Origin of the sequence: Rhodoplanes sp. Z2-YC6860 (genome assembly GCF_001579845.1) — a bacterium.
In the GTDB taxonomy this organism is placed as follows: Bacteria; Pseudomonadota; Alphaproteobacteria; order Rhizobiales; family Xanthobacteraceae; genus Z2-YC6860.
Genome location: NZ_CP007440.1, coordinates 7,018,808 through 7,034,621, shown reverse-complemented (window position 1 = coordinate 7,034,621; position 15,814 = coordinate 7,018,808). Strand labels below are relative to the sequence as shown.

Sequence of the window (15,814 nt, the reverse complement as noted above, 5' to 3'; positions counted from 1 at the left end):
GGCGTTTCTGCACATGAGATTGTCACGCTGCCGTCGTGACAGGCAGTCGGCGGCGGCCCGTGCTGCTAAAATGAAACCCGCGGCGCAGCCGGTCGCGTCGCCGCGCTGAGGGAATGACAGACCATGTCCGACAAGCCGGGTGGCCGCTCCGAACCTCCGGCCTTTGCCGCGCCCTACGCTCCGCCAGACCGGGATTTGGCACGGCGCCTCTTGGCCGCAGCATTCCGCGATGACGGCGCCGAAGCTCGCATCGACGCTCGCGCGCGAAGCCTGATCGAGGCGATCCGGGACCACGCCGGCGGGCTCGGCGGTATCGAGGACTTTCTCCACGCCTATTCGCTCTCGACCAAGGAGGGCCTCGCTCTGATGGTGCTGGCCGAGGCGCTGCTGCGCATCCCCGACGGCGCCACGGCCGACGCCCTGATCGAGGACAAGCTCGCGGCCGGCGACTGGTCGGAGCCTGACACCTCGGGCACCCTCCTGGTGTCGGCCTCGGCCTGGACGCTCGGCGTCACGGCGCGGGTGATCCAGCCTGGCGAGACGCCGGAAAACATCGTCGACAGCCTGCTCAAGCGCCTGGGCGTGCCGACGGTGCGCCTCGCCACCCGGCAGGCGATGCGGCTCCTCGGCTCGCACTTCGTGCTGGGCCAGACCATCGAGGAGGCGCTGTCGCGCGCCGGCTCGCATCGCGAATTCCGCTATTCGTTCGACATGCTGGGCGAGGGCGCGCGCACCGGAGCCGACGCGGCGCGCTATTTCGAGGCCTATGCGGATGCGATCGCCGCAATCGGCGCGCGGGCCGGCAACGCCAGGCTGCCGGCACGGCCGGGCATCTCGGTGAAGCTCTCGGCGCTGCATCCGCGCTACGAGGCGGTGTCACGCGAGCGGGTGATGAAGGAGCTCGTGCCGCGCGCGCTTGAACTGGCGCGGTTGGCCAAGCGCCATGATCTCAACTTCACGATCGACGCCGAGGAGGCCGACCGGCTGGAATTGTCGCTCGACGTGGTCGGTAAGGTGCTCGCCGATCCATCGCTGGCCGGCTGGGACGGCTTCGGGCTCGCAGTGCAGGCCTATCAGAAGCGCGCCGGCGCGGCGATCTCCTGGCTCGACAACGCGGCGCATGCGCTCGGCCGGCGGCTGATGGTGCGGCTGGTGAAGGGCGCCTATTGGGACACCGAGGTGAAGCGCGCACAGGAACGTGGGCTCGCGGACTATCCGGTGTTCACCCGCAAGGCCATGACGGACCTGTCCTACATGGCGTGCCTGCGGCAACTGCTTGCGGCGCGGCCCAGGCTCTATCCGCAGTTCGCGACCCACAACGCGCTGACGGTAGCGAGTGTGATCGAGGAGGCGGGCGGCGTCGAGGGCTACGAGTTCCAGCGCCTGCACGGCATGGGCGAGGTGCTCTACGAGAAGCTGCTGGAAGATTTGCCCGACGCCGCCTGCCGGGTCTATGCGCCGGTCGGCAGCCATCGCGATCTGTTGGCCTATTTGGTGCGGCGGCTGCTGGAGAACGGCGCCAACTCATCCTTCGTCGCGGTGGCGGCCGATCCGAAGGTGCCGGTCGAGGACATCCTGAAGCGCCCGCAGGCCTGGATCATGGGCCCGGAGCAGGCGCGGCATCCGCACATTCCGTTGCCGCGCGATCTCTATCGGCCGGCCCGGCTCAATTCGTCCGGTGTCGAATTCGGCGACCGCGCCGCGCTTGCGGCGCTGCAGGGTGAAATCGTTGCCGCCGTGCCGAAGGACGCCAAGGCCGCACCATTGATCGACGGCAAAGCCGCGCCTGGGACGATGCGGCAGGTTTTGTCGCCGATCGATGGCGCGGTCGTCGGGCAAGTGACCGAGGCTGATGCCGCGACCGCCGCAAAAGCGATGGCCGCGGCGCATGCGGGCCTCGCGGCCTGGAATGCCACGCCGGTGGAGCACCGCGCCGACGTCCTGGAACGGGCGGGCGAACTTCTTGAAGCCTCGCGCGGCCGGCTGATCGCGCTGATGCAGGCCGAAGGCGGCAAGACGCTCGACGATGCCCTGTCGGAACTTCGCGAGGCGGTGGACTACTGTCGCTACTACGCCGCTCAGGCGCGGCAGACGCTCGTGCCGCATGCGATGCCCGGGCCGACCGGCGAGTCGAACGAACTGCGTCATCGTGGCCGCGGCGTGTTCGTCTGCATCAGTCCGTGGAATTTCCCGCTGGCGATTTTCCTGGGTCAGGTGACCGCGGCGCTCGCCGCCGGCAATGCGGTGGTGGCGAAGCCCGCTGAGCAGACGCCGCTCGTTGCCGCGGAGGCGATACGCATCCTTCATCAGGCCGGCGTGCCCGTCAGCGCGCTGCAGTTCGTGCCGGGTTATGGCGACGTGGGTGCGGCGCTGACCGCCGACCTGCGCGTCGCCGGCGTTGCGTTCACCGGCTCCACCGAAGTGGGCCGCATCATCAACCGTGCGCTCGCCAAGAAAGACGGCCCGATCGTGCCGTTGATCGCGGAGACCGGCGGCATCAATGCCATGATCGTCGATGCGACGGCGCTCCCCGAGCAAGTCACCGACGATGTGGTGATGTCGGCGTTCCGCTCGGCCGGGCAGCGCTGCTCGGCGCTGCGGTTGCTCTGCGTGCAGGAAGACGTCGCCGATCGAATCGTCGAGATGATCGCGGGCGCGGCGAGAGAGCTGGCGCTTGGCGATCCGCGCGATCCGGCGACGCATGTCGGCCCGGTGATCGACGAGGACGCCAAGCAGAAGCTCGATGGCTGGCTCAAGGCGATGGCGGCGCAAAAGCGCGTGATCTTCCGGTGGGACGAAAGTCGCGCGCTGCCGGCGCGCGGCCTGTTTGTGCCGCCATCGATGATCCGGCTCGACCGCGCGAGCGACCTCAAAGAAGAAGTATTCGGCCCGATCCTGCATGTGGTGCGCTGGCGCGCCGACCGGCTCGACCAACTGCTCGACGACATCGCCGGCAACGGCACGGGACTGACGCTTGGCGTGCACTCGCGCATCGACTCCGTCGCCGACAAGATCATCGCGCGGCTTGCCAACGGCAACGTGTACATCAATCGCAGCATCATCGGCGCCGTGGTCGGCACCCAGCCGTTCGGCGGCACTGGCTTGTCGGGCACCGGCCCGAAAGCAGGCGGCCCCAACTATGTGCGGCGTTTTGCCACCGAGCAGACCGTGACGGTCAACACCGCGGCTGCAGGCGGTAACGCGACGTTGCTCAGCGAAAACGAGCAGTGACAGCGGCTTGTTTGCTGCGGCGAAACGCACGTTCACGCGCGCGTGTGCGAAGCTGAACAGCCGTTGATCTACATTACAAAAACATCACCGGCTGCAGCTCTTTGTTCGCAGAACCAGATGCCTATTTGCACTGTTGATGCTCCGACCTCGGTCGAGGGCTACACGAACGAAAGGGCGAAGCCATGTTGAACATTCGTAATCGCGCCATTGCTGCCGTCACGGCGGCTGCGATTGCGCTCACCACTGCGGCGGTCACGCCGGCCTCTGCGGCTCCGCGTCACTACTACGGGCGCGGCAACGCCGCGGCCGCGAGCGTCATGCTCGGCATCATCGGCGCGGTCGGCGCCTACGCCGCGGCGCGCGAGTACCGGAAGGCCCAGGAGTACCGATACTACAACGCTCCCTATGGCTACGGTGGCTATGGCGGCCCGTATCGCTATTACGGCTACTGAACTCGTCGGCAAGATCACCGCCGAAGTGGTCACGACGTGAACTTGCAAGGCGCCGCCAGTCGCGGCGCCTTTTTCTTACTTCGTTAAGGTTCGCTATTAACCGACAAGTGAGGCGTGTCGGTGTATGTAGAATCATCATGAGCGATTCGCTTGGGCGGTTGTTCGATCAAGTCGTGGCGGCGAAGGGAGCCGATCCCTCCGTGTCGCGCACCGCAAAGCTGCTGCGGGCCGGCCGCGCCAAGATGGCTAAGAAGCTCGCCGAGGAAGCCATCGAGGTCGTCATCGACGCCATGGCCGATGAGCGCGAGGCGGTGGTCCGCGAAAGCGCCGATCTGCTCTACAATCTCGTGGTGCTGTGGTCCGAACTCGGCGTCGCGCCGCAGGACGTCTGGAACGAGATGGACCGCCGCGAGCGGCTGTTCGGGCTCGCCGAGAAGCTGCCGAAGAAGATCAAGACCAAGCTGCCCGAGCCCGCTGCGCGGCGTAAGGTCGTGATGCTGGCGAGCCGCCGGGTCCCCAAGCGGCGTTGAACGCCGCCAAGCGCCCAAGCGGCGCTGAGGCCACCTCCGGTCTCGTGGACAAACCCTGTCCCGGCCGGTAAGCAAGCCCGCCATGTTGAAACGACTGTATGACTGGACGCTGTCGCTGGCAGCCCGCAAGAGCGCCGAGTGGTGGCTCGGCATCATTTCGTTCGTCGAAAGCTCCGTCTTTCTCGTCCCGGCCGAGGCTTTGCTTGTGCCGATGGGATTGGCCAAGCCGGAACGCGCCTATCGATACGCGCTGATCGCGACCGTGGGGTCGGTGCTGGGCGGCATCGCCGGCTGGCTGCTCGGCTATTACGCCTATGAGCTGATCGCCCGTCCGGTGCTCGAATTCTACGGCAGCCTCGACAAGTTCGAGATGCTGCGGTCGTCGTCCAGCCGCGACGCCATCCTGCTGATGCTGATCACCTCCGGCGCTGCCCATCTGCCGCCGATGAAGGTGGTGACCATCCTGTCCGGCGCCGCCACCGTGAATATCTGGTTGTTTATCGCGTCGGCGATCGTGGCGCGCGGCGGCAAGTTCTTCGTCATTGCGTGGCTGCTGCGGCGTTACGGCGAGCCGATCAAGCACTTCATCGAAAAGCGCCTGGGCCTTGTGGCGCTGGCCGTGGTGCTGGCTCTGGTGGCCGTCTACCTCGCGCTCAAGATGCTGATCCATTCCGGCACCTGACGGCTTCAGGACCGCGGTCCTTGGAACCGCTGCGGATTCGGGACAGCGCCTCCGTATCTGGCTACTTTGGCCGGCTCATTCGCCGGTGTCATGTGCATTCTGACGCACTGCGGTACCTCAATTTTGCCATCGCGGTCCGCCATTCGCGGGCTACACTCCAGTGTCGTATGATCGTGACAAAATAGGTGCAGGGCTGGCCCCGGTCGGCTGGTTTAAATCGGATGCGCAGGCTGAACACCGAGAGTCGGATGCAGGGATGGCGTTGGGCCGTCGTGGCGGCGGTCGCCGTCCTGTCTGTGCCGGCAGCGGTTGCGCAGGAGGCGGCGCCGCAGCAGCCTCCGGTCCGCAAGGGCAACCCCGGCTTAATCGAGTCGGTCGGACGCTTCTTCGATCAGAGCGCCACGAACTTTCGCGATTCTTTAGAAGGCGCGAAGCGCCGGATGGACGACCTCAGCGACGAGGCCGCGGCCAACTCCCGTGATATCAACGAGAAGGCGGCGGCGGTCGGCAAGGGCGCGGCAGAGGCGACCAAGGATGCGGTCGACGCCGTGACGTATCTGCCGAAGTCGAAAGTCATGAGCGGCCGCGAGCGCTGTGCCACCGCCCCGAACGGCGCGCCCGACTGTGTCGCCGCCGCAGAGCAGCTTTGCCGCAAGCAGGGCTTCAACACCGGCAAGAGCATGGACTTCACCTCGGCCGAGGAATGTCCGGCCAAGGCCCTTCTCAACGGCCAGCAAGGCGCTCAGGAGTGCTACACGGTGACCTTCATCAGCCGGGCCATGTGCCAATAGGCGTGTCCGGCTGCTGCATCGCGATCATCAGGCCGCGACGGCGGTGATCGGCTTGACCTTGTAGCCGTAGACCTTGTCGAGCCCGAGCTCCTGCACGATGCGCACGCCCTTGGCGAGCGCATCGCCTTCCAGGTTGGTCAGCGGTTTGCGCAGATCGCCGGCCGGCATGCCGAGCGCCTTCATCAGCGACTTCACCGCGACCGGATTGATGGCCGAATAGGTGTAGTGCAGGAGCGGCAGCAGCCCGAGATAGGCTTGCTTGAAGCCTTCGGCCTCCGCGTAGCTCGTCCACGGCTTCGAGATGGTGGCGAGCTCGGCGGGCGCGATGTTGCCGGTCATGTTGGCGGTGCCGTGACCGCCGAGACTCATGGTCGGCACCACGAGGCCAAGATTGGGGCTGTCGCAGCACATCACCGAGACGTTGGGCCTGGCGGCCAAGACCTGCGCGACCTGGCCGACGCGGCCGGTCGATTCCTTGTGCACCACATAGTTCGGATGCTTGAAGATGCGGATCAGGTGATCCCAGTGCAGGTCGCTCTTCACCCGCGGCGGATTGTTGTAGATGCCGAGCGGCAGGTCGGTGGCGTCGGCGATGTCGAGGAAAAATTGCTCGATGTCGGCCTCCGGCGCGCAGATGTAGGCGGGCGCCGCGAGGATCGCGCCGTCGGCGCCGTTGTCTTTCGCGAATTTGACACTGGCGATGGTCGAGTCGGTGTTATTGCCGGTGCAGCCGAAGAAGATCGGCATCTTGGCCGTCTTCATCTTCGCGCATTCGACGATGATCTGCTTTTTCTCCTCCGGCGACAGCATCGAGGTTTCGCCGGTCGAGCCCATGATCAGCACCGCCGAGGTGCCGTGGGTCTCATGGAATTTCAGAAGCGTGCGGAAAGCTGCGAAATCGACCGAGCCGTCCTTGTTGAACGGCGTGATCAGGGCCACGAACGAACCGGTCAGCTTCTTGCTCGACACTTGAAGTCTCCGTCACTGATGGGTTTGACCCATTGTAGCGGAGACGTGGCCTGTCTGCCCGGGAAAAAATGGGCATGTCATGCCGCCTCGGAAGGCGCGGCAGGTCATACGGCAGGGAAGGGGTGGTCAGTGCCGCTTGATCTCGGTGCCGCGCACCACGACGATCTGCGTGCGGGCGCCGCTGATGCCGAAATCGTCGTCATTGATCAGCAAAAGCGCGCCGTCGCTGAGCAGGGTCATGCCCTCGGTCTTGCCGACGATCTCATTGTGATCGGCGGTGTCGAAGCGCAGCGTCTTCTTCACCGGCGTGATCTTCGCGGCCGCGACGTCGGTCTGCTCCAGGCTCGGCTTGGTCGCGATGTCGTCCCAGGGCGTGCCTGAGATGTTGGTCGCGCCCGCCAGCTCGACCTCATAAAGCTTGGTGGTTCCCTCGGTGCGTTCGAGAATGACCAGACGGTCGACGCCGATCGCCATCATCTCGCTGATCCGCGGATCGCTGGGCTTGTTCGAGGGATCGCGCCGGAAGGTCGATGGATCGTCCATGCTGTAGACGTACTCGCCCAGCACCTTCATGGTCTTGCGGTTGAACTTGATGATGCGGGTGTTGCGCGCCTGCTGGAACGTCGCGGTGTCCGGGTTGGCCAGCGGGCTCTGCATGGTCAGATAAAGAAAGCGCTCGTCGGGCGAGACGCCGATCGCCTCGATGCCGCGGTTCGATTGGCGCTTGGCGAGGATCGCGGGCAGCGAGCCCACAGTCTTGTAGGGCGCTGCGGCGAACTCGCCCTCGGTGCCCTTCGGCACATGGCGTTCGATCAGCTTGCCGTCTGCGGCGAAATGCGCGAGCGACGGCGCATTCTCATCGCCGACCCAGAACGTGCCGTCGTTGAGCCGCACCAGGGATTCGGCGTCGATGCCACGCAGGTCCTGCTGCAGCGTCTTGCCCTTGCCGTCGAGCGGCGTCTCGGTGGTCGCGGTCTTGGTCGGGTTCGGCATGCCGTTCAGCGGCCGGCCGTCTCGGTCCTTCAGCTTGATCACGTCGGTGACCTGGAAGGTGCCGTCGTCGAGCAGCATCACGCGGTAGATCGACGGCGCGTAGGACGGCGTCGGGTAGACGCGGCTGCCTTTGATCTCGCGGCAGCCGAGTTCGACGCCGGTGAACTCCTTTATGTCGCTGCAGGCGATGTTCGGACCGCGGTCGCCGAGCGTCCAGATCACGTTCGGCGGGTCCTTGGGATGGTGGAAGGCAGCACTGCCGATGCCGACCGACAGATTGAGCGTCTTGCCGCCTTCGAAGGGGAAGACGCCGAGCCGGAGCAGCGTGTCGTCGCTGCTGTAGGTGCGCACGGTGACGTTGGACTCCGCGGCCGCTGCGCCGGCTGCGATCGCAATCCCCACCAATGCCGCTGAAGTCCGGACAAAAAAGCCCATCATCATCCCCGCCGTTAAAAAGCCCCGGCCGCAATCAATCGCTTTGGTATGACAGTTCCGTGACGAGGCGGGAAGGCAGGGGGACTGGCGTCAGGGCGCCGGATCGAGGCCCTTGGCCTTGTAGACCGCCATCGCTTCGGGCGACGCGAGATGGCGGAGCAGCGCCCGGCCAGCCTCGGGCTCCTTGGCGCGCGTGCTGAGCCCCGCGCTGAACACCAGGAAGTTGTTGATTTCGGGCGGAAGCAATCCGAGCCATTCGATGTTCGGGCTGCCAAGGAGCGGGGGCAAGCCTGACACCACAAAATCGACCTCGCCGTTGGACAGCATCTTGGCCGAGGCGCCCGGCCCGCCAGACTTGATCTTGGGCCTGACCTGATCGGCGATGCCAAGCCGTTCGACGAGGGAGTCCACATAGCGGCCACTCGAGCCTTCGCCGGAGGTGGCGAAGGACTTGGCGTCCAGCAGCATCTTCTTGAATTTCTCGACGGTGCTGAAGTCCGGCTTCGGCGAGCCCGTGTGGATCGCGACGCCGATGCCGATCTGGCCGAGCACGGTGCGCGACGATGGATCGAGGAGGCCTTTCTTGATCAGCGCTTCGACATCGTAGGAGAGCACGATCACGTCGAACGGCTCACCCGCCTCGACCTTGGCGACGAGCTGCGGCGGCAGCGCCGAGGTGGTGATGAGCTTGTGACCGGTCGTGCGCTCGAACTGCGGCGCCAGCAGATCGAACATCGGCCGCGCCGCGCCGGTGACGAAGGCCCGGATTTCGGCGGCCTGAGCCATGTTCGTCACTCCAAACAATCCAATTCCAAACGCCAGAACACCCAACCTTCCAAGCATTGCTCCCTCCGATCCGGCGGACGGGTCCGCCGGTTTCGGAGAGAGCCTAGCATGTGCGTGGATGGGAAAAGCCGCGAATGCGGCTCAGGTCCTGGTGCGCTTCTTCTTCGACTTGGCTTTGCCCGTCGACTTGCCCGTTGATTTGGAGCCCGCAGGCTCCAGCGCGCTCGAGCACGACGGGCTGAGCTGCCGCCGCTTTTGCTTCAGGCAGACGACGATGCGATCGGCATCCGGCACGAACTCACTGCACAGCCGCATTACGTCCGGTGTGCAGCGGTCGGCGGCGTCCGGCGCTTGCGCCGAAGCCGGGGCCGCCGCGAACAACAGGGCCAGACCTGCGGCCGCGGCGATAACACCGGACCGATTCCATGTCGCATGTTTCATGTCGAAGCTTTGCCCTTTTAGTATTTCGCCGAGATCGGAAGCTCTTCAGCCGGGAATAGGCTGATGACGGTGTGGCCCTTGTCGGTGACGACGACCTCTTCTTCGATACGTGCCGCCGAGTAGCCGTCCGTCGCCGGGCAATAGGTTTCCAGCGCGAACACCATACCTTCCTTGATAATCGTCGGATGGTCCAGCGAAACCACGCGGCTGATGATCGGCCGCTCATGCAGCGCGAGACCGAGACCGTGGCCGAACTGCAGCCCGAACGCCGACAGCTCGTTCGGGAACCCGAACTTGTCGGCGGTCGGCCAAACCTTCGCGATCGTGTCGGTCGACACACCCGGCTTGATCAGCTCGATCGCGCGGTCGAGCCACTCGCGGCACTGCTTGTAGGCGTCGCGCTGCGCGTCGGTGGCGCGGCCGACGTTGAAGGTCCGATAATAGCAGGTGCGATAGCCCATGAAGGACTGCAGGATGTCGAAGAATGCCTGATCGCCCGGGCGGATCATGCGGTCGGTGAAGTTGTGCGGATGCGGATTGCAGCGCTCGCCGGAGATCGCGTTGATCGCCTCCACGTCATCGGAGCCGTGGGTGTAGAGGAACTTGTTCACCTCGGCGACGATGTCGTTCTCGCGCACGCCGGGCTTCAGCTTTTCGTGGATCAGGTGATAGGCGCCGTCGACCATGGCGGCGGCGCGGTTGAGCAGCGCGATCTCGTCGGCTGATTTGACCTCGCGCGCCTCGAGCATCACCTGTTGGCCGTCCTTGACCTTGAGGCCGGCCTTCTCCAGTTCGAACATCATCGGCGGCTCGATGATATCGACGCCGATCGGCATCTTGGCGAGGCCCAGATCGCGCAGGATCGAGGCCATCTCCTCGGCGTGGTGCTTCATCAGCCCGAACGACGGATCGACGGTGCCGCGCAGGCCGACGAGACCGGCCCTGCAATTCTCCGGGTTGAGCCACGGCGAGTAGAGCTTGTGGTGAACGGCGGCCGAGCCGAAGTCCCAGATGATCGGCTCGCCGCCGCGCGGCAGCAGCACCCAGCGCGAGAGCTTGTCGCGCTCCCACTCGCCGATCTTGGTCGAGGTGAGATAGCGGATGTTGTTGACGTCGAAGCAGAGCAGCGCGCCGAGATCGGAGGCTTCCAGCGCAGCCTGCGCGCGGGCGAGGCGGTAGCGCTGCAGGCGGCGGTAATCGACGCGCTCTTCGAAGTCGACGCCCATGGTGCCGAGCACCGGCAGGTGGCGGCCCCAGTTGTAGCGCGGGTTGATGTCCTCGGCGGTGATCCGGCGCGGTTCGCGCTTGGTGATGTCGTCCATGGGGGGCTCCTCGTGATTTCTTGATGGCCGGCGGTCCGGCGCCATAAAGCAATTATAGCGCGGGGTGCCAAGTCAGTGCAGCCGCAATCGCCGCAGCGCGACCCCTTCAATTCGCAGTGATTGTCAGGTTTCCGCGCCCGCGATGCGGGCCAGTCGAGGTCCGGCTATGGGGGCGCGACGCAGTCATGACGCGAACCGCTAGCTTGCCCGCAATCCGGCCAGAAGCTTCTCCACGTCGGCGCGGATTTTCGGGCCGTGGGTGCGCATCTCGGTGAATTCGGCCTCGGAAATCAGGTCGTGCAGCCCGCGCCGGAAACTCGGCCATTCCTGCACCTGTGCCCACCAGGCGTTGATGCGCGGGCGGTCCGCGGTCCAGGCTTCGAGCAGGCCCAAATAGGCGAGGCGGGCCACGAACGGCATCAGGTTGATGTCGGCCAGCGTCGGCTGCGCGCCGAGGAGCCACGGCCCGCGCTCCGCCAGAGTCGGCTCCATCAGCTTGAAGGCACGCTCATAGGCCGCGATCGCATGCAGCACGAACGGCGAATAGACGCCGTGCTCGTAGGTCGATTTGAAGCGGTCGGTGCGGCGCGGATCGCCGACGTTCCTGAACCGCTTCTCGCGGAGCTCGGGGCTCATGCTTTTCATGCGCTCGCGAAACATCGCCGAGAAGCTCAGTTCGGTGACGCCGTCGAATAATCCCTCGTCGACGAACTTGCTCCACAGCCGCATGCGGGCGCGCTCCGCCGCACTCTTTGGCATCAGCGGCGGGTCGGGGAATGTCTCGTCGATGTATTCGCAGATCAGTGTCGACTCGATCACCGGCGTGCCGTCGTGCACCAGCGTCGGCACCACACCTTTCGGGTTGAGCTTGAGATATTCCGGGTCGTATTGCTCGGTCTTGAACAGGTCGACCCGCCGCGCCTCCCAGGTGAGACCCTTCTCGACCAACGTGATGCGCACCTTCTGGCAGCAGACCGAATTGCCGAAGTCGTAGAGCATGAGCATGCGGGACGTCCGAATTTGCTTTTGGGCGTGGCACGTTAGTGAAAAAGCCGCCTTCCGTCACCGTTGAACCTCGGGACGCCTGGCCGCGACCAAAGACGAGGCTTCACGAGCTTTTTTCAGCCGTCTGTTGTGGAAAATTGCCATGCGAAACGTCTTGCCGTTGCTCACCGCAGCGCTGCTCGCGGGATTGTCCGCGTCCGCCGTCCACGCGCAGTCGAGCGTCAACACCGAGATCTGTGCCGCGGGCGACGCGAGCGCCTATTCGGCCGAACAGCGCATCGCGGCCTGCACGGCGCTGGTCGAGACGCTGAAGGATCAGCCGAAGGAATTGGCCGACGTGTTGGTGAGTCGCGGCGCGGTCTACTACTATGTCAACAAGATGCAGGCGGCCTTCGCCGATCTCGATCGCGCTATCGCGCTCGATCCCACGAATGCGCGGGCCTTCCGCGAGCGCGCGAACTCTTACCGCACGGTGGGACGGATCGACCGCGCGCTCGCCGACGCCAACAAGGCCGTCAATCTCGCTCCGGAGGACGCCGAGGCGTTCGACAACCGCGGCAACGTGTTCATCAACAACCAGCAATACGACCGCGCCATCGCCGATTACGACGAAGCCATCCGGCTCAATCCGAACTACGCCCAGGCCTGGCGCGACCGCGGCGCGGCTTACTATTTCAAAGAGGACTACACGACCGCGATCAAGAATTTCGACGAGTCGATCCGCCTCGATCCGAAAAGCGACCAGGCTTTCACCAACCGCGGCTCGGCCTACAAGAAGATGGGCCGCACCGAACAGGCACTGGCCGACGAGAGCGAAGCGATCAAGCTCGATCCCAACGTGCCGGAATATTTCGACAACCGCGGGCTGACGTACGCGGAGAACGGCGACTACGACCGCGCGATCGCCGACTACAATGAAGCGATCCGGATCACGCCGAAGGCCAACTTCCTGACCAACCGCGGCGACGCCTACAACGAAAAGGGCGACTACGATCGCGCCATTGCCGACTACGACCGCGCGATTGCGCTCAATCCGCGATTCTCGCTTGCCTGGAACAACCGCGGCGCCGCGTACAAGGGCAAGGGCGACCTGGATCGCGCCATCGAGAACTACGAGCAGGCGCTGCACATCGATCCGAAAATGGACACTGCGGCCGAAAATCTCGCCGCCGTGCGCGTGGAGCGCGACCGCCGCGCCATGCTGCCCGAGCGCCGGACGCCGTCGTTCGAATGCCATGGCGCCAGGCGCGCGGTAGAGAAGGCGATCTGCTCAGACCCGGAGCTGTCGCGGCTCGACCGGCAGATCGACGAAGCCTACAAGGCCGCGCTGAAGCGGAGCCCGCGGAAGGATATCGGCGCCGTCCGCGCCGAGCAGCGCGAGTTCCTGACCACCCGCAACAAGTCATTCGGCCGGGTGGACTACAATCTCAAGCACGACATGGAGGAACGCCTCCATTGCGGATTGTACGCAGCTAACTAACAATCAGATCGCAGCCACCACACGCCGCAGCGCGGAGCGAAGCTCCGCCGCCTCAGGCACGCCATAAGCCAGCTCGAATTCCTTCTGCGCCTCGCGCCACTGCGCCGCCGCAGCTTTCACTTTGGTGACGCCCGCGGCGGTCAGCTTCAACCGGCGCACGCGTCCGTCCTCGCCGGCCTCGATGGTCAGGAGCTTGTCACGCTCCAGCGGCCGCACCGCGCGGCCGAGTGTGGTGCGGTCCATCACCATGGCTTTGGCCAGTTCGTTGATCGACAGCGGGCCCATCCGATTGAGCTTCGACAGGATCGAATACTGCGTGCCCTTCAGCCCCACGACAGCAAGGTGGCTGTCATAGATCTGGCTGACATGGCGCGCCGCCTGGCGGAGCGCCAGGCAGTTGCAATCGGCCGGTTCCAGCGACGGGGATGTTTGCTTTTGCATGGCTCGTATTCCCGGGTTTGGGCGTCACAGATCGGTGAGGCCCTTGGCAATAGGTGCATATGCGCATATCAAAGGTCAAGGAAAAGGTGCATATGCGCCTATTGATTTTGCAGGGGATTTTCATGGACCCGCGCACCCGAATGCTACTGGAGGCCCCGGTCGGCCCGACCATCCTGCGGCTGGCATTGCCGAACGTGGTCGTGATGGTGGTGCAGGCCTCGATCGGACTGATCGAGACCTATTTCGTCGCCAAGCTGGGCCTCGATGCGCTGGCCGGTATGGCGCTGGTGTTCCCGCTGTTCATGCTGCTGCAGATGGTCTCGGCCGGCGCCATGGGCGGCGGCATCCTGTCGGCGGTGGCCCGTGCGCTCGGCGGCGGCAACCGCGAGCGCGCCAATGAGCTCGTCTGGTCCGCGGTCGTGATCACCATCGGCTTTGGCGCGGTGACCACGGTTTTGGCGTTGTTGTTCGGACCGAAGCTCTACGCGCTGATGGGGGGCCGCGACGGTTCGCTCGCCGCGGCTGCGACCTATTCGGCGCTGGTGTTCTCTGGCGCGATTCCGCTCTGGCTGTTCAATTCGTTCGCCGCGATCATCCGCGGCACCGGAAACATGTTCTTTCCGGCGGTGGTGATCACCGTGGGGGCGCTCTTCCTGATTCCGGTGTCGCCGCTGTTGATCTTCGGGATAGGCCCATTCCCGCACCTCGGTGTCGCTGGCGGTGCCACGGCCGTGCTGCTGTATTACGTCGTCGGTGCCTTCATCTTTGCCTGGTACATCTGGTCGGGCCGCAGTGTGTTGAAGCCCGCGCTTGTGCCGCCGAAACTTGTCTGGGCGCCGATGCGCGACGTCCTCCGCGTCGGCTTGACCTCATCGATCGTCAGCCTTTCGACCAACGTCACCATCGCGACCGCGACCGGCCTCGCCGGACTTGTTGGACCGGCGGCGGTGGCTGGCTACGGCACAGGCGCCAGGCTCGAATATCTTCTGGTGCCGCTTGTGTTCGGGCTCGGCGCGCCGGTTGCCGCCATGGTCGGCACCGCGATTGGTGCTGGTCGTCGTGATCGCGCGCTCAAGGTGGCTTGGACCGGTGCGGCGATGGCCGCAGGCATCACCGAGGTCATCGGGCTTGCCGCGGCGATCTTTCCGGTGGCGTGGCTGTCGCTGTTCGGCAACGAGCCGACCATGCTCGGTGTGGGGACCTCCTACCTGCACATCGTCGGACCGCTCTACGGTTTCTTTGGCGGTGGTCTTCTGCTGTACTTCGCCTCGCAGGGCGCCGGCCATGTTGGCTGGGCCATGATCATTGCCGTGCTGCGGGTGATCATCGCCGCCGGCGGCGGGTGGCTTGTGGTCGCCAAATTCGATGGCAGCACCGGACTGTTCGTGGTGCTTGCCGGGGCCATGGTCGTGTTCGGCGTGGCCAATGCGGCGGCGGTGGCCGGAGGTGTGTGGTTCAAGGAGCAGAAGCCCAAGGCCGTGCCGTCGCCGCAGCCGGCATGAACGTCAGGAGATTTCGATGTCGACCGACACCTTGGTACGCACCCGGCTCTATCTCGAGGACTTGCAGCCCGGAATGATCCATCGCTCCGAGGGCGAGCCGGTGACGATGGATGCCGAGAGCATCAAGGCGTTCGCGCGGCAGTTCGATCCGCAACCGTTTCATCTCGACGAGGGAACCGCGGCCAAGACTTTTTTCAAAGGCCTTGCGGCGAGCGGCTGGCACACCGCGGCCGTGACGATGAGGCTTTTGGTCGAAGGCGGGCTGCCGCTCGCCGGTGGCATCATCGGCGCGGGTGTCGAGGAGGTGCGTTGGCCGCGGCCGGTGCGGCCGGGCGACCGGCTGCGGGTGGAAAGCGAGGTTCTGGAGGTGCGGCCGTCGCGCTCGCGGCCGGAGCAGGGGATCGCCAAGGTTCGCACCACGACGCTGAACCAGAACGGCGAGCCGGTTCAGATCATGACGTCGAATCTCGTGGTGCAGCGGCGGTCAGTGTAAAGATTCTAATTTTGATGTTGCATCGCAATAGAAAAGGTGCTGCACTGCAATTATTCCATGTCGGTGTGATGACAAATGGCGATGGCCAAACGTCTCAGAAATCAAGCCGCACGCTGCGCCGCCCTGGCGAAACAGACTCACGACGAAGAAGCCCGCCAGCGCTATATCCGGTTGGAGCAGACGTATCTGCAGATGGCCCTGGCCGAGGAACAGGCCTCGGCAGCAAAGGGCAGCAATCCCGCCGCGGCCTGAAACATCTGC

At 65.0% G+C, this 15,814-nt stretch carries 16 protein-coding genes; 9 read left to right on the top strand and 7 right to left on the bottom strand.

Annotated elements, in window-relative coordinates:
* Positions 1-123: 123 nt before the first annotated feature.
* The 5 genes from putA to RHPLAN_RS32820 all read left to right on the top strand — a co-directional run bounded on the left by putA (position 124) and on the right by RHPLAN_RS32820 (position 5,686).
* Positions 124-3,231, top strand: a complete 3,108-nt coding sequence (putA, locus tag RHPLAN_RS32840) for a bifunctional proline dehydrogenase/L-glutamate gamma-semialdehyde dehydrogenase PutA (protein ID WP_068027636.1) — start codon at positions 124-126, stop codon at positions 3,229-3,231.
* 182 nt (positions 3,232-3,413) lie between these two features.
* The gene (locus tag RHPLAN_RS32835) at positions 3,414-3,683 is read left to right on the top strand and encodes a hypothetical protein (protein ID WP_084246061.1); all 270 of its coding nucleotides are present in this window, start codon (positions 3,414-3,416) and stop codon (positions 3,681-3,683) included.
* 137 nt (positions 3,684-3,820) lie between these two features.
* Positions 3,821-4,213, top strand: a complete 393-nt coding sequence (gene hisE / locus RHPLAN_RS32830) for a phosphoribosyl-ATP diphosphatase (RefSeq protein WP_068027630.1) — start codon at positions 3,821-3,823, stop codon at positions 4,211-4,213.
* An 82-nt stretch (positions 4,214-4,295) separates the two neighbouring features.
* Positions 4,296-4,895 (top strand): YqaA family protein, encoded by a 600-nt coding sequence (locus tag RHPLAN_RS32825; RefSeq protein WP_068027627.1) that lies wholly within the window; start codon positions 4,296-4,298, stop codon positions 4,893-4,895.
* A 221-nt stretch (positions 4,896-5,116) separates the two neighbouring features.
* Positions 5,117-5,686, top strand: a complete 570-nt coding sequence (locus RHPLAN_RS32820) for a hypothetical protein (protein WP_068027624.1) — start codon at positions 5,117-5,119, stop codon at positions 5,684-5,686.
* 27 nt (positions 5,687-5,713) lie between these two features.
* Here the strand turns inward: RHPLAN_RS32820 and RHPLAN_RS32815 are convergent, their stop codons facing one another.
* From RHPLAN_RS32815 to RHPLAN_RS32790, 6 genes are all read right to left on the bottom strand, one after another.
* Positions 5,714-6,655 carry a 4-hydroxy-tetrahydrodipicolinate synthase family protein gene (locus tag RHPLAN_RS32815; RefSeq protein ID WP_068027621.1) on the bottom strand — a complete coding sequence of 314 codons (942 nt, stop codon included), beginning with the start codon at positions 6,653-6,655 and terminating at the stop codon, positions 5,714-5,716.
* A 126-nt stretch (positions 6,656-6,781) separates the two neighbouring features.
* Positions 6,782-8,083 carry an esterase-like activity of phytase family protein gene (locus RHPLAN_RS32810; RefSeq protein WP_068032213.1) on the bottom strand — a complete coding sequence of 434 codons (1,302 nt, stop codon included), beginning with the start codon at positions 8,081-8,083 and terminating at the stop codon, positions 6,782-6,784.
* A gap of 90 nt (positions 8,084-8,173) precedes the next feature.
* Positions 8,174-8,869 carry a molybdate ABC transporter substrate-binding protein gene (locus tag RHPLAN_RS32805; protein ID WP_068027617.1) on the bottom strand — a complete coding sequence of 232 codons (696 nt, stop codon included), beginning with the start codon at positions 8,867-8,869 and terminating at the stop codon, positions 8,174-8,176.
* A gap of 141 nt (positions 8,870-9,010) precedes the next feature.
* Entirely contained in the window at positions 9,011-9,310 is a 300-nt protein-coding gene (locus RHPLAN_RS32800; RefSeq protein WP_068027614.1) for a hypothetical protein, read from the bottom strand.
* Between the two features lie 17 nt (positions 9,311-9,327).
* Entirely contained in the window at positions 9,328-10,632 is a 1,305-nt protein-coding gene (locus RHPLAN_RS32795) for a M24 family metallopeptidase (protein WP_068027610.1), read from the bottom strand.
* Positions 10,633-10,830: 198 nt separating this feature from the next.
* Positions 10,831-11,637 (bottom strand): glutathione S-transferase family protein, encoded by an 807-nt coding sequence (locus RHPLAN_RS32790; RefSeq protein ID WP_068027607.1) that lies wholly within the window; start codon positions 11,635-11,637, stop codon positions 10,831-10,833.
* 142 nt (positions 11,638-11,779) lie between these two features.
* On the opposite strand from RHPLAN_RS32790, the gene RHPLAN_RS32785 reads away from it, so the two are divergent.
* Entirely contained in the window at positions 11,780-13,117 is a 1,338-nt protein-coding gene (locus RHPLAN_RS32785; RefSeq protein ID WP_068027603.1) for a tetratricopeptide repeat protein, read from the top strand.
* Between the two features lie 3 nt (positions 13,118-13,120).
* On the opposite strand, the gene RHPLAN_RS32780 is transcribed toward RHPLAN_RS32785, so the two are convergent.
* Complete coding sequence (locus RHPLAN_RS32780) at positions 13,121-13,558, bottom strand: MarR family winged helix-turn-helix transcriptional regulator (RefSeq protein WP_068027599.1); 438 nt, start codon at positions 13,556-13,558, stop codon at positions 13,121-13,123.
* 122 nt (positions 13,559-13,680) lie between these two features.
* Between RHPLAN_RS32780 and RHPLAN_RS32775 the strand changes: the two genes are divergently transcribed.
* The 3 genes from RHPLAN_RS32775 to RHPLAN_RS39915 all read left to right on the top strand — a co-directional run bounded on the left by RHPLAN_RS32775 (position 13,681) and on the right by RHPLAN_RS39915 (position 15,805).
* Complete coding sequence (locus RHPLAN_RS32775) at positions 13,681-15,060, top strand: MATE family efflux transporter (RefSeq protein ID WP_068032211.1); 1,380 nt, start codon at positions 13,681-13,683, stop codon at positions 15,058-15,060.
* Positions 15,061-15,076: 16 nt separating this feature from the next.
* Complete coding sequence (locus RHPLAN_RS32770; RefSeq protein ID WP_068027596.1) at positions 15,077-15,553, top strand: MaoC family dehydratase; 477 nt, start codon at positions 15,077-15,079, stop codon at positions 15,551-15,553.
* An 81-nt stretch (positions 15,554-15,634) separates the two neighbouring features.
* Positions 15,635-15,805, top strand: a complete 171-nt coding sequence (locus RHPLAN_RS39915) for a hypothetical protein (protein WP_157100636.1) — start codon at positions 15,635-15,637, stop codon at positions 15,803-15,805.
* Positions 15,806-15,814: the final 9 nt, after the last annotated feature.